12 protein-coding genes are annotated in these 13483 nt (G+C 70.0%); 9 read left to right on the forward strand and 3 right to left on the reverse strand.

Annotated features, from left to right (window positions below):
* Positions 1-6 precede the first annotated feature (6 nt).
* Together BGN97_RS07155 and BGN97_RS07160 are read right to left on the reverse strand one after the other, a co-directional pair.
* Entirely contained in the window at positions 7-954 is a 948-nt protein-coding gene (locus tag BGN97_RS07155; protein ID WP_292699421.1) for a DNA-3-methyladenine glycosylase 2 family protein, read from the reverse strand.
* 123 nt (positions 955-1077) lie between these two features.
* Positions 1078-1767, reverse strand: coding sequence for a winged helix-turn-helix domain-containing protein (locus BGN97_RS07160; protein ID WP_285635137.1), 690 nt, complete (start codon positions 1765-1767; stop codon positions 1078-1080).
* 339 nt (positions 1768-2106) lie between these two features.
* Here BGN97_RS07160 and BGN97_RS07165 point away from each other — a divergent pair, with 339 nt between their 5' ends.
* From BGN97_RS07165 to BGN97_RS07205, 9 genes are all read left to right on the forward strand, one after another.
* Positions 2107-2415: a GNAT family N-acetyltransferase gene (locus BGN97_RS07165; protein ID WP_292699426.1), complete on the forward strand. Its 309-nt coding sequence runs from the start codon at positions 2107-2109 to the stop codon at positions 2413-2415.
* 178 nt (positions 2416-2593) lie between these two features.
* Positions 2594-4309 carry an ABC transporter substrate-binding protein gene (locus BGN97_RS07170; protein WP_292699428.1) on the forward strand — a complete coding sequence of 572 codons (1716 nt, stop codon included), beginning with the start codon at positions 2594-2596 and terminating at the stop codon, positions 4307-4309.
* 102 nt (positions 4310-4411) lie between these two features.
* On the forward strand, positions 4412-5386 hold the full coding sequence (locus BGN97_RS07175) for an ABC transporter permease (RefSeq protein WP_292699430.1): 975 nt from the start codon (positions 4412-4414) through the stop codon (positions 5384-5386).
* The gene (locus BGN97_RS07180; RefSeq protein WP_292699432.1) at positions 5383-6357 is read left to right on the forward strand and encodes an ABC transporter permease; all 975 of its coding nucleotides are present in this window, start codon (positions 5383-5385) and stop codon (positions 6355-6357) included. The genes BGN97_RS07175 and BGN97_RS07180 overlap by 4 nt, the downstream gene beginning before the upstream one ends.
* Positions 6354-7247, forward strand: a complete 894-nt coding sequence (locus tag BGN97_RS07185) for an ABC transporter ATP-binding protein (RefSeq protein ID WP_292699435.1) — start codon at positions 6354-6356, stop codon at positions 7245-7247. The genes BGN97_RS07180 and BGN97_RS07185 overlap by 4 nt, the downstream gene beginning before the upstream one ends.
* Complete coding sequence (locus BGN97_RS07190; protein ID WP_292699437.1) at positions 7244-8182, forward strand: ATP-binding cassette domain-containing protein; 939 nt, start codon at positions 7244-7246, stop codon at positions 8180-8182. The genes BGN97_RS07185 and BGN97_RS07190 overlap by 4 nt, the downstream gene beginning before the upstream one ends.
* 21 nt (positions 8183-8203) lie before the next feature.
* The gene (locus BGN97_RS07195) at positions 8204-8668 is read left to right on the forward strand and encodes a DIP1984 family protein (protein WP_292699440.1); all 465 of its coding nucleotides are present in this window, start codon (positions 8204-8206) and stop codon (positions 8666-8668) included.
* A gap of 248 nt (positions 8669-8916) precedes the next feature.
* Complete coding sequence (locus BGN97_RS07200; RefSeq protein WP_292699443.1) at positions 8917-10071, forward strand: exonuclease SbcCD subunit D; 1155 nt, start codon at positions 8917-8919, stop codon at positions 10069-10071.
* A complete protein-coding gene (locus BGN97_RS07205) occupies positions 10071-13100 on the forward strand; it encodes an SMC family ATPase (RefSeq protein WP_292699446.1) in 3030 nt (1009 codons plus the stop codon). Before BGN97_RS07200 ends, BGN97_RS07205 begins: the two co-directional genes overlap by 1 nt.
* Before the next feature lie 10 nt (positions 13101-13110).
* Here the strand turns inward: BGN97_RS07205 and BGN97_RS07210 are convergent.
* Positions 13111-13483 (reverse strand): nucleoside phosphorylase (locus BGN97_RS07210; protein WP_292699449.1); only part of this gene is annotated, 373 nt, incomplete at its 5' end.

The following is a 13483-nucleotide window of genomic DNA, read 5'->3' on the forward strand; positions in this document are numbered from 1 at the left end:
CCCGGGTCACCGGTCCCGGTGATCCTCGGGGGCGAGGCGCGCACCGCGGCGCGGCTCGCGGACGCCGGAGGCGAAGATCAGCCGGATGACGCGCTGCCGGTGGCCCGCCCACGGGGCCAGCAGCTCCAGCATCCCGTCGTCATCGGTCCGGCTGCCGGTCAGCGCGAACCCGACCTCGTGCGCGAGATGGAAGTCCCCGACGCTCACGGCGTCGGGGTCGCCGAGTGCGCGGATGCGCGTCTCGGCGGAGGTCCACCGTCCGATGCCGGGCAGGCTGGTGAGCACCCGCTCCCGCCCGTCGCCGTCGGATGCCGCGAGCACGGCGCGCTCGATGCTCGGACCGCGCATCGCCGCGCGGGCGATCGTGCGCGCCTGAGGCGGCTCGAGCCCTGCGCGATGGAACTCCCACGAGGGGATCGCCCGCCACACCTCGGAGTGCGGTGCCGCGAACAGGGGTCGCGGCGTGGGCCCGGGCGCGCGCTCGCCGTTGCGGCTGACCAGATGCCGCCAGGCGCCGAACGCCTGCATGCCGGTCACCTTCTGCTCGATGATCGCGCAGGTGAGCGCGTCGAAGACCCGGCCGGTGCGGGTCAGGCGGATGCCGGGATTGCGCCTCGCGACCTCCGCGAGCCTCGGATGCCCGGAGACGTCGAATCCGCTCTGATCGTCGTCAGCACCGCACAGCGCGGGTACCCGATCGAGCGCCTCGCCCGCGCCCGGACCCCAGGCGGTGGCGTGCACACCGCCGGACGTGGCTCGGAGGCAGAGCGTGGCGACACCGGCATCCGTGCGGAACGCCATCCAGATGCATCCGCCCTCGACGACCATGGTCGGATCGTTGCGGCCGCGCTGCAGCATCCCCACCGTCGCCATCAGATCCAGCGGATGCCGAGGCCGATGGACGGATTCGCGCGGGACCGCGTGCGTGGTCGGCGCGGCATCCGTCAGGGTCATACCGAAACCCTACGCGCGGCGCCTGACATCGCCGACACCCCGTGTCGTCGTCCAGACCCCGTGGTGCCGACGCCGGTATCCCGGGGTCTCGGTGGAAGCCGGGGTCTCGGCGGAACGAATCGATCAGAAGCGGTCGGGCGAAGGGGTGCCGTGGCCGTAGCGGATGCTCACGTCGGCGTGCCGGTCGAAGCGGTAGCCGACGCCCCGGACGGTGCGGACGATGTCCTCGTGACGGCCGAGCTTGGCGCGCAGGCGGCGGACGTGCACGTCGATCGTGCGCTCACCGGGGGCGTCCTCGTCGGTCGACGCCTGCCACAGCGCGGAGACGAGCTCGGAGCGCTCGATCGTGCGGCCCTCGCGCAGCACCAGGTACTGCAGCAGCTCGAACTCCTTGTAGGTGAAGGCGGCGGACTCGCCGTCGAGCAGCACGCGCTTGCGGGAGATGTCGACGACGACGCCGGCCTCCTCGTCCTTCTCCTCCTCGACGGCGGCGTTGGCGCGGGCGATGGCGCCGGGCTCGTGCAGGGCGAGGCGCACGACGTCGAGGTCACGACCGCCGGCGGACTGCGGAGCGAGGGCGACCGTGGCGTGGGTCTCGGCGTTCGGGGCGAGCTCGGCCAGCGTGCGGCGCAGCGCGTCGACGAGGACGGGCAGGCTCACACCGGAGGCGGCCGCCTTGATCTCGTCGATGCCGACGTAGAGGGCGAAGCCGCGCGGGGAGCGGATCGAGGGGAGGTCTGCAGCGGCGTCCGCGGCGGAGATCACGCGGACGGGGGCGGTGACGGGACGCTCGAGGAGGGCGGTGTTCGACATGATGATGGTCCTTGGAGGGATGCGGGAGCTGTCGGGCTCCGGATGCGTTGCATGAAAGACCGGGATGGGCCGGTGGGAATGAGCGCGTCGGGTGGGCGCTCAGAGACCTGCCCCTCAGATGGAGGGACGAAAACAGGTCAATCTGTCTTGTTGCGCCTTAGCAACACATTCGGCAACACATGCCAACGCGACCGGGCATCATCATCCCGGCAGTCCTGTTCGCCTCCTGGGCGGACAAAGGGCTTGCGTTGGTGGTCATGGGGCCGATTATTTCTCATCGTGTCTCTCTATGTCAAAACGGGTCATTCCGGGCGTCGTCATACGGCGTAACGTGAGGGCGTGACCCACCCCGCGCATGCCCCAAGATTCGACCTGAGGAACGAGCAGGATGCCGCGCGCTACACGCTCACCCGCGACGGCGTCCTCGTGAGCGTGCTCGACTACCGGGACGACGGCCGCACGATCGCGCTGACCCGTGCGTTCACGATCCCGACGTTCCGCGGGAACGGATACGCGGCCGACATCGTCGCGGGTGCCGTGGCCGAGATCGAGGCCCGCGGCGACCGGAGGATCGACCCCGTCTGCTGGTACGTGTCCGACTGGTTCGAGGCGCACCCGGATAAGGCGTTCCTGCGGCGCGGACGCTGATCCGCGGCATCCGTCGCGCTTCCTCCCCGGCATCCGTCCGTCACGCGATTTCTGGACTCGGACTCGTGCACCCCGTCACGGGACGGCCCCGGTCGGTCTCCGCCGGGGTTAGTCTCGCTGAGCACGCAATCGTGACGCTGGGGAACGCATTCACAAGATGCTTGAAAAGGAAGAGCACATGACGCTGACGAAGAGATCGCTCACCGCCACAGCGGTGCTGGTGGCGGGGATCCTCGCACTGGGCGGCTGCGCCGCCACAGCCGAGCCGACCACCGGAAACGCGAAGGTCGACCTGGCCACCATGAAGGACGAGTTCTACAAGGCGACCGATCCGAGCAAGAGCCCCGCCGCGGCAAACGCCCGCACCGACGCCTTCGTCACCACCATCAGCAAGCCCGGCGGCGTTTTCCTCCCCGGCTTCTACGACAACGGCTGGGACGGCAACGCCGTGCAGCCGATCTTCGCCTCGCTCGTCGTCGTCGATGACGCGGGCAAGCCCGTCGCCGACCTGGCCGACAAGTGGGAGGTCTCCGACGACGACCTCACCTACACCTTCCACCTCCGCAAGGGACTGACCTTCAGCGACGGCTCGCCGCTCACCGCCGATGACGTCGCATTCACCCTCACGCTGCTGAACGACCCGCAGTACGCCGGTGGCACCGACTTCAGCGACATCGTGATCAAGGGCACGGACGAGTACAAGAACGGCTCCGCCACGTCGCTCTCGGGCATCGAGGTGGAGGACCCGCAGACCATCCGGATCACCACCGAGAAGCCCAACCCGCTGGCGCTGCAGACCCTGGGCGGCCAGGTGATCTCCAAGGCGTACTACGGCAAGGACTACAAGAAGGGGCAGCTCGACTACCTCAAGGCGCTGTACAGCAAGCCCCTCGGCGCGGGCCCCTACGCCCTCGACGAGTACGTCGAGGGCCAGGAGATCCGCTACAAGGCGAACGAGCACTACTACGGCGGCAAGCCCGAGGTTCCGCGCGTGATCTTCAAGGTCGTCTCCAGCGACAGCGCGCTGCAGAACTTCCAGAACGGCGACATCGACTACGGCGGCTTCGGCAGCGACCCGGCCGTGCTCACGCAGCTGAAGGGCCTCGGGTTCGCGAACATCCGCGCCCGCGTCGTGCCCGACATCGGCGCGATCTGGGTGAACAACAAGAAGCCCGCGCTCGCCGCCACCGAGGTGCGTCAGGCGCTGTACTACGGTCTCGACCGTCAGCAGATCGTGGATGCCAGGTACAAGGGCCTCGGCCAGGTCGCCGACGTGTTCGCGGCACCCACCCAGTGGTCGTTCACCACCGAGGGCGTCACCAAGTACGCGTACGACCCGAAGAAGGCCGAGAAGCTTCTGGACGACGCGGGCTGGAAGAAGGGCTCCGACGGCGTCCGCGAGAAGGACGGCCAGAAGCTCAAGCTGAGCTACATCACCACCAAGGACGACGACCCGATCATCCCGATCGCGGAGAGCACGTACACCAAGATCGGCATCGACTTCGTGCCGGAGGTGCTCGACTCCAACACGGCGTTCGATCGTCTGTACAACGGTGACTACGACCTGGCCGGCTTCCGCACCGACGGACTGTCCGACCCCGACGACGCCGTCAGCGAGTTCGGCACCGACGACCCGGACATCAACGTGTCCGGATACCAGAACGCCGAGGTCACCAAGCTCATCAAGAAGGGCATCTCGTCCTTCGACGAGAAGGAGCGGCAGAAGACCTACACCGAGCTGTACCAGAAGCTCAGCCAGGATCCGCCGATCATCCTGATCGACTACCGCAAGTCCCTCTCCGCCTGGAACGCGCGCATCGAGGGCGGCGACAAGTACGTCACCGGCAGCGGCGAAGCGGCGCTCGCGCTGGCGAAGCTGAAGATCAGGAACTGAGGCGGACGCCTCTAGGATGCTTCCGGGACGGGCCGTCGACCCGTCCCGGAAGCATCCGTCGTCGCATGCCCGCCGGAAGAATGATCTGATCGCCCCGCCTTTATGACTCGTTACATCCTCAAGAGACTCGCCGTCATGGTGCTGCTGCTCGTCGGCGTCTCCGTGCTCGTCTTCTTCCTGTTCGCCCTCATGCCGGGCGACTACTACAGCTCGAACCGCACCCTCACTCCGGAGCGCAAGGCCGAGCTGCGCGCCCTCGCAGGGCTGGACCAGCCGGTGATCGTGCAGTACTTCATCTGGCTGGGCAACATGCTGCGCGGGCAGTTCGGGTACTCGCTGGTGTACAACCGCGACGTCACAGACGTGCTGGCCCCGCTGATCTGGAACTCGTTCCTCGTGGCCTTCGCGGCGTTCGTGCTCACCTGGCTGATCGCCATCGTCTCGGGCGTGCTCGCCTCCGTTCGGCAGTACTCGTGGTTCGACAAGCTCGTCACGGTCGGCCTGTTCGCGTCCCTGTCGGTGCCCTCGTTCTTCATCGGCCTGCTGATGATCAAGATCTTCGCTCTCGATCTGCAGTGGCTCCCCACGGGCGGGATGCTCGACACCGCGAGCAGCTCGACGGGTGCCGCTCGCGTGCTGGAGGTCACGCGGCACATGGTGCTGCCGGTCGCGATCCTCACATTCCTGGGCGCAGGGTCGCTGACCCGCTACTTCCGAACCGGGATGCTGGAGGTGCTGCGCGCCGACTTCATCCGCACCGCCAGGGCGAAAGGCCTCAAGGAGCGCTCGGTGGTGTTCTCCCATGCGCTGCGCAACGCCCTGCTGCCGGCGATCACGCTGCTCGCCTTCGAACTGCCGGGCCTGTTCGCAGGCGCCATCATCACCGAGCAGATCTTCAACTGGCCGGGTGTCGGCCGCATCCAGCTGGAGTCCGTGCAGACCCGCGACTACGCGGTGCTGATGACCATCACCATGCTCCTCGCGGCGCTCACCGTGCTCGGGAGCTTCCTGGCAGACATCCTGTATGCCGTCGCCGACCCCAGGGTGCGGCTCGTCCGAGCGGGGAGCAGAGCATGAGCGGCGGCGGAGAGCTCATCGTCAGCCAGGCCGTCGATCCGGAGATCGGGCCGGGACAGCCGCATCCGGATGCCGGGGCCCGATCGGCCCGCGGCGGCAGGCGCCGCTCGCTGTGGGGCGAGTCGTTCGCGCGCCTGCTGCGCATGCCCGCTGCGAGCATCAGCCTCGCAGCCCTGGTCTTCATGCTGCTGTTCAGCTTCGTCGGACCGCTTCTCACCGGGTACACCGGCGACGAGCTGAACCTGCCGATCGCGAACCACATCCCGACCATGGACCACCCACTGGGCACCGACGAATACGGGCGCGATGTGCTCACTCGGCTCATGCTCGCGGGTCGCATCTCGCTGACCATCGGCATCGCATCCATGCTGCTCTCGCTGCTGCTGGGCGCCGTGCTCGGCATCATCGCCGGCTACTACGGCGGCATCGTCGACAGCATCATCATGCGCGTCGCCGACCTGCTGATGTCGATCCCCGGCCTGCCGCTGCTGATCGTGATGGCCGCGGTGCTGTCCGAGCTGAAGGTCGACCCGTCGTCGCGCATCTACATCGTGATGCTGCTGCTCAGCGCCATCGGCTGGCCGTCGCTGGCCCGCCTGATCCGCGGACAGGTGCTGTCGCTGCGCGAGGCGCCGTACATGAAGGCCGCAGAGGTGCTCGGGCTCAGCGCGGCGTCGCGCCAGTTCCGCCACCTGTTGCCGAACGTCATGCCGCTGCTGATCGTGGTCGCGACCCTGAGCACGGCATCCGGCGTCCTGTCGGAGTCGGCGCTGAGCTTCCTCGGCCTCGGCGTAGTGCCCCCGAACGCCTCCTGGGGCAACATGATCAGCGCCGCCAACAACCTCATCGACTTCCAGCAGCACTGGTGGCTGTGGGTGCCGCCCGGTGTCGCGCTGCTGATCACGATCGCCGCGATCAACGTGTTCGGCGACCGCTTGAGGGACGTGTTCGACCCGAGGATGAGGAAGTGAGCGCCGTGACCGCGGAAGAGGCTCTGGGCCGCGAAGAGGCACTGGTCCGCGTGGAGGAGCTGACCGTGCGCTTCCCCGTCGAGGGCGGGCATCGCACGGTGGTCGACGACGTGTCGTTCGAGGTGCGCCCCGGGGAGGTGCTCGGCATCGTCGGCGAGTCCGGGTCGGGCAAGAGCATCACGTCGCTGTCGCTGCTGAACCTCGTCGACGACCCGGGCGAGATCGTCTCGGGGCGCGTGCTGCTGGACGGCAAGGACGTGCTGAAGATGCGCGGCACCGCGCTGCAGCGGGTGCGCGGTGCGGATATCGGGATGATCTTCCAGGAGCCGATGCGCTCGCTGAACCCGGTGTTCACGATCGGCAAGCAGCTGATCGAGACGATCCGCGCGCACGAGGACGTGAAGCCGGCCGACGCCTACGACCGCTCGGTGGACTGGCTGCGACGCGTCGGCCTGCCGAACCCGGAGCGGGTGATGCGCTCCTACCCCCACGAGATGTCGGGCGGGATGCTGCAGCGCGCCATGATCGCGGTGGCCCTGTGCTGCCGCCCTCGCCTGCTGATCGCCGACGAGCCCACCACGGCGCTCGACGTCACGATCCAGGCGCAGATCATCGATCTGCTGCTCGACCTGCGCGACGAGACCGGGATGGCCATGCTGTTCATCACCCACGACCTCGGTGTGATCGCCGAGGTCGCCGACTCCGTGCTCGTGATGTACGGCGGGCACGTGGTCGAGCGCGGCGATGTGTTCTCGCTCTTCGACGATCCTCAGCATCCCTACACCGACGCGCTGCTGAAGGCGCGGCCGATGCCGGGCCAGCGGCTCGACAGGCTGCCGACCATCAGCGACGAGGTACGCCGGATCGCGGCCGCGGGGGTGACGGCATGAGCGGGGCGGCCGCAGTGGGGGAGTCCATGGCGCAGCAGACCGTGGTGCTCGAGGCCACCGACGTCGTGAAGCACTTCACCTCGCGCGGAGAGGGCCACGGCGCCGCGAAGCAGACCGTGAAGGCCGTCGACGGCGTCACGCTGCGGATCCGCGAGGGCGAGATGTTCGGCCTGGTCGGGGAGTCCGGCAGCGGCAAGACCACCTTCGGTCAGTCGGTGCTGCGGATGCACGAGCCGACCAGCGGCTCCGTCCGATTCCGCGGCGAGGAGATCCTCGGCCTGCGCACCCGCGAGCTGCGGCGCCTGCGCCCGAAGATGCAGTACATCTTCCAGGATCCGTTCGGCGCGCTGAACCCGCGTCTCTCGGTGGCGGCGGCGATCGGCGAGCCGATGCGCGCGCACGGTCTCGCGTCCAGGAACGACGAGCGCGACCGGGTCGCGGAGGTGCTGGAGCAGTGCGGCATGGAGGCGGATGCCATGGACCGCTACCCCCACGAGTTCTCCGGCGGGCAGCGTCAGCGGATCGTGATCGCCCGCGCCATGGCGCTGCGGCCCGAGTTCGTGGTCGCGGATGAGCCGGTCTCGGCGCTGGACGTGTCGGTGCAGGGGCAGATCGTGAACCTGCTGACCGACCTGCGCGACCAGCAGCGCACGTCGTTCCTGTTCATCTCGCACGACCTGAGCGTGGTGGAGCACATGTGCACGAGCGTGGCGATCATGTACCGCGGCCGCATCGTCGAGCAGGGCACGCGCGACCAGATCTTCGCGGATGCCCGTCATCCGTACACGCAAGAGCTGCTGGCGGCCGTGCCGATCGCCGACCCGCACCAGCGCGGTCGGCGGCGAGGGCGCACCGTGACGCGGGAGTGGGATGACCCGGATGCCGCGCGCCCCGCTCTCGTCGACGTCGGCGACGGGCACCTGGTCGCACTCTGAGCGATGTGTGAGGATGGCGACGTGAAACTCGCCGAAGCACTTGCCGCCCGCGCCGATCTCCAGCGCCGCATCGAACAGCTCCGTTCGCGCATTGCCGACAACGCCCGCTATCAGGAGGGTGAGGAGCCCGCAGAGGACGCGTCCGCGCTGCTCATCGAGGCCGATGCCGCATTGGACCGGCTGCGCGAACTGATCCGCCGGATCAACGCGACCAACGGCCGGGTCACTGTGGGCGATGGCACGATGACGGATGCTCTGGCTGCGCGGGACGTGCTGCGGATGCGGCACTCGCTGCTGACGGATGCAGCGTCGGCGGCGTCCGGATCGGGCCAGGGCTTCATGCGGCAGATGCGTTCCGAGCTGCGGCAGTTCTCGGCGCTGCCGGTCGGCGAGCTGCGGAGCAGGGCGGATGACGTGGCCAAGGAGCTGCGGGAACTGGACAGCAGCATCCAGCAGGCGAACTGGGGGAACGACCTGGACGAGTAGAACGGAAGTCGGTAGTCGCGACGAAGCGGGCACACCCCCTTGGTCGGCGGGGCAAGTCGACCTGTCCCGGGTGGAGGGCAGCCCATCACCTGCATGATGCAGCCCCGCATTCCGCACCGGTGACAGCGCAGAGCGCAAGGCGCATCACCCCGTGCCGGTCGTCGCGGTGAGGGCGGGTCAGGGGATCTTCCGTTGCCGTATCGGCACGCCTCAGGGGCGATGTCGGTGGCCGTCCGTACGTTGGAGGCATGCGAATCCTGCACACCTCCGACTGGCACATCGGTCGCACGTTCCACGGGCACTCCACGCTCGCGGCGCTGGCCGACGTGCTCGACGCGCTGGTCGTGCAGGTGCGCGAGAACGATGTCGACGTGGTGATCGTCGCCGGTGACGTGTTCGACTCGGCCACGCCCGCGGCATCCGCCTACACGCTGCTCGACGACGCCCTGATGGCGCTGCACGAGACCGGTGCGACCGTGATCATGACCAGCGGCAACCACGACTCGGCCGCGCGTCTCGGCTTCCACTCCCGCCTGCTGCGCGACGGCATCCACGTGCTCACCGACCCGCGGGCGATCGCGACGCCCGTCATCGTGCACGACGAGCACGGGCCGGTGCGCTTCTCCGGCATCCCGTACCTGGAGCCCGCGATCGTGCGCGGGCTGTGGCCGGATGCCGCGCTGCGCACGCAGGCGCAGGTGATGGACCACGCCATGGGGCTGGTGCGCGAGGGCATCGTGGCCGGTGAGGGGCGTTCAGTCGCGGTCGCGCACTGCTTCGCCGCGGGCGTCGATCCGACGGCGGGCCTGGAGCGCGAGGTGCGCCAGGGAGGGCTCGACGTCGTGCCGCTGGCGTCCTTCGACGGACCCGACTACGTGGCGCTCGGTCACATCCACGGGCGACAGCAGCTCAGCGAGCGCGTGCGCTACTCGGGAGCCCCGCTGCACTACAGCTTCGGCGAGCAGCACAAGGAGCGCGGATCCTGGCTGGTCGACCTGGATGCCGACGGGCTGGCGAGCACGCAGTGGCTGGCGCTGCCCGTGCCGCGCGCGCTTGTCACGCTCACGGGCGCTCTCGACGAGATCCTGTCCGACGAGAACGTCGCGGCGCACGCCGACGACTGGGTCTGCGCGATCTACACCGACGCGCTGCCGCAGCACGAGCCGATGCGCCGGCTGCGCGAGCGGTTCCCGTTCTGCGCGCTGGTGCAGCACCAGCCCGAGGGGGCGGACGCCGCCGACGACCGCTCCTACTCGCAGCGCCTGCGCACAGCGGTGACGGACGAGGAGCGGATCGAGGCGTTCCTCGAGCATGTGCGGGCCGGGCAGGGCCCGTCCGAGCGCGAGGCGGAGCTGATCCGTGAGGTGCTCGACGATCGGGTGCGCGCCGAGGCGCTCGTCTGATGCAGCTGCATCGCCTGGAGGTCGAGGGCTTCGGGCCGTTCCGTGCGCGCCAGGTGGTCGAGTTCGACGCCTTCGCAGACGACGGGATCTTCCTGATCGCGGGGCGCACGGGCGCGGGCAAGTCGTCGATCCTCGATGCCGTGTGCTTCGGCCTGTACGGCGGCGTCCCCCGGTACGACGGCGGGGAGAAGCGGCTGCGCAGCGACCACTCCGAGCCCGAGGACCCCACCGAGGTGGTGGTGGAGTTCAGCACGGTCGCCGGGCGCTTCCGGGTGACCCGGTCACCGGCGTACGAGCGGCCGGCCAAGCGCGGCGGCGGCATGACCACCCAGCAGCCCTCCGCGCTGCTGGAGCAGCTGGTCGGCGGGGAGTGGATCGGCAGGGCGGCGCGCGTGGTCGACGTGGCGCACGAGCTCGACGAGATCCTGCAGCTGAGTCAGGAGCAGTTCCTGCAGGTGATCCTGCTCGCACAGAACCGGTTCGCCGACTTCCTGCTCGCCGACAGCAAGGAGCGCCAGGCGCTGCTGCGGCGGCTGTTCGGCACCGAGCGCTTCTCGGATTACCAGGCGCGGTTCGACGAGCGGCGCCGCGCGGCCGAGCAGGGGCTGGCGGGTCGACGGGCGACGGTCGATGCGCGTCTGGACGAGGCCGAGCGGCTCGTCAGCGAAGCCGAGCTGTGGGGCGATGACGCGGATGCCGGCCCCGACCGGACGGATGCCCGCATCGACCTGCTGCGCCGGGCGATCGCCCGTGCGGACTACCAGGCGGAGCGCTTCGGCACCGAGCGCGCCGCCGCCGAGAATGCGCTGACGGCTGCGGATGCCGCGCTCGCCGACCTCAAGGAGCAGAGGCAGGGGCAGATCGACCGCGATCGAGCCCGGTCGGCGCTTGCCACGCTCGAGGCGCAGGCGGAGGAGATCGCGGATGCCGCCGAGCGGCGAGACCGCGGCCGCGCTGCGGAGGGGCTGCGGGCGCTGATCACCGCCGCGACACGCGCCCTGGCGGCGGTCGAGCTGGCGGCGCGGGCCGAGACGGATGCGGTCGAAGCAGCGACCGCTGCCGGCGTGCCCACCGACCCGCGCGCGGATGACCCTGCACTGGCCGAGCATCCGCAGGGAGAGGCGGGACGAGCCGCCCACTACCGCTCCTGGGCCTCCGATCGCACGCGCGAGAGCGGCGGCTGGCAGCATGCCGCTGAACTCGAGCAATCGGCTCCCGCGCGCTCGAAGGAGCTCGCTGCGGCGCGTGAGACCGAGAGCGCGCTCTCCGCCGGCCTGACCTCGATCGATGCCGAGCGCGAGAGTCTTCCCGACCGCATCGCGAAGGTGACCGCCGAGCGGGACGCGGCGCGCACGCAGGGCGCCCTCGTCGAATCCGCCGCGCAGGCGGTTGCGGCAGCCGAGGCCCGGGCCATGGGCGTCCTGGAGCTCGAGCGGCTCACAGCCGATGTCGCCGAGGCCGCTCGGGCGGAGTCGGAGGCGAGTGACGCGCACGCCCGAGCCCAGCAGGAGCTCTCCGCACTGCGCAGGCGACGGCTGGACGGCTACGCCGGTGAGCTCGCCGAGGCGCTGGTCCCGGGCGAACCGTGCGCCGTGTGCGGTTCCGTCGAGCATCCCGCGCCGGCACAGCACGCCGACCCGGTGACGGCCGAGGACGTCGCGGCGGCTGAGAGCCTCCGCGACGCTGCGGCAGGGGCGGAGCGCGAGGCATCCCGTGCGCTCTCGGAGGTCACGGCGGCGCGAGCCGCGGCCGCCGAGAGGACGGGCGGACGCACCGCCGAGCAGGCGGCCGCAGAACTCGAGCACGCCCGCGCGGCGCACCAGGCGGCGGTCGCGGCGGAAGAGCTCGCCGAGACGCTGACCGCACAGCTCGACGCCCTGCAGCAGGACGCGGCCGACGTCGAGGAGCGGCGCGCCGCGGCATCCGCACACCTCAACTCCGCACGGACCGCGATCTCCCTGATCGAACAGCGCATCGAAGACGCCGACCGCATCGTCGCGGACGCGTGCGGCGACCACTCCACCGTCGCCGAGCGCATCGGTGAGGCCCGGCGGCAGATCGCCGCAGCGACCGCGGCGGCCGATGCGATCGACGCGCACGTCGACGCCGCGGAGCGTGCGGATCTCGCCCGTCACGAGCGAGATCAGGCACTCGAGGCGTCGATGTTCACCGATGCGACCGAGGCGGAGCAGGCCCTGCTCAGCGCGACTGAGATCGCGGCCCTCGACGATCGGGTCACCGAGCACGCCGTAGCGGTGAAGAAGGAGCGCTCACTGCTGCTCGATCTCGAGATGCGGATGCTGCCCGAGGAACTCATCGACCTCGAGCCCGCGCAGGACGCGGCCGCCGCCGCGCGCACGTCCTGGACGAGCGCGGTCGACGCCGACAGCCGTGCCCGCGGCGTGCAGGCCGGCCTCACCGCGACGGTCGACGCCGCGGCATCCGAGCATGCGGCCAGTGCGGCGGATGCGCGCGACTTCGAGATCCTCCGCAGCCTCGCCGACACACTCGCCGGCCGCTCCGGCAACACGCGCAGGATGAACCTCGAGACGTTCGTGCTCGCGGCCGAGCTCGAGGAGATCGTCGCCGCGGCCAACCTGCGGCTGCGGGACATGTCCGACGGTCGTTACGAGCTGCGGCACTCCGACGCCGTGGCTGCGCGAGGCGCGGCATCCGGTCTGGGCATCGTCGTCTTCGACGCGTTCACCGGCCAGACGCGGCCGGCCAAGTCGCTCTCCGGCGGTGAGACGTTCCTGTCCTCGCTCGCCCTCGCGCTGGGACTCGCCGAGGTCGTCACGGCCCGCGCCGGCGGCATCCGCCTGGACACGCTGTTCATCGACGAGGGCTTCGGGTCACTCGACTCCGACACCCTCGAGACCGCGATGCGCACCCTCGACGAACTGCGTCAGGGCGGACGCACCGTCGGCGTGATCAGTCACGTCGAGGCCATGCAGGAGCAGATCCCCGCCCAGCTGACCGTCCGGGCGCTGCCCGACGGTCCGAGCGTGATCGACGCTCCTCGGGCCTGACGCTTCGGCGTCAGACGCCGTATTCGCGCTGCACGTGCGCCCACAGCTGCGCGCTGCAGGCCGCCACGACCTCGTCCCACACCTGCGTCGCGCCGTCCTGTGCGCGATCCGAGACCACCCGCAGCACGCGGATCGGCACGCCGAACTGCTGCGCCACCCACACGAGGGCGAAGGTCTCCATGTCGACGAGCACGCCGCCGAGCGAGCGGATGCGTGCTGTGGCATCCGCGTCGTCGACGAAGATGTCGCCGGTCGCGATGGTCACGCCCACACGACCCGTCTCCACCCTCGTCGGCAGGGAGACGTGCTGGCCGAGCACGCCGTCCAGGTCCTGGACGTCGTGCTGGATGGCGGCCGCGACGTCGTAGATGCCGGACTCGACA

It is taken from the genome of Microbacterium sp. 69-10 (assembly GCF_001897945.1).
GTDB lineage: Bacteria > Actinomycetota > Actinomycetes > Actinomycetales > Microbacteriaceae > Microbacterium.

Excerpts from the sequence above, each read along its gene's own strand:
- BGN97_RS07155 (WP_292699421.1), bottom strand. The coding sequence starts at position 954 with ATGACCCTGACGGATGCCGCGCCGACCACGCACGCGGTCCCGCGCGAA.
- BGN97_RS07160 (WP_285635137.1), bottom strand. The coding sequence starts at position 1,767 with ATGTCGAACACCGCCCTCCTCGAGCGTCCCGTCACCGCCCCCGTCCGC.
- BGN97_RS07170 (WP_292699428.1), top strand. The coding sequence starts at position 2,594 with ATGACGCTGACGAAGAGATCGCTCACCGCCACAGCGGTGCTGGTGGCG.
- BGN97_RS07175 (WP_292699430.1), top strand. The coding sequence starts at position 4,412 with ATGACTCGTTACATCCTCAAGAGACTCGCCGTCATGGTGCTGCTGCTC.
- BGN97_RS07180 (WP_292699432.1), top strand. The coding sequence starts at position 5,383 with ATGAGCGGCGGCGGAGAGCTCATCGTCAGCCAGGCCGTCGATCCGGAG.
- BGN97_RS07190 (WP_292699437.1), top strand. The coding sequence starts at position 7,244 with ATGAGCGGGGCGGCCGCAGTGGGGGAGTCCATGGCGCAGCAGACCGTG.
- BGN97_RS07200 (WP_292699443.1), top strand. The coding sequence starts at position 8,917 with ATGCGAATCCTGCACACCTCCGACTGGCACATCGGTCGCACGTTCCAC.
- BGN97_RS07205 (WP_292699446.1), top strand. The coding sequence starts at position 10,071 with ATGCAGCTGCATCGCCTGGAGGTCGAGGGCTTCGGGCCGTTCCGTGCG.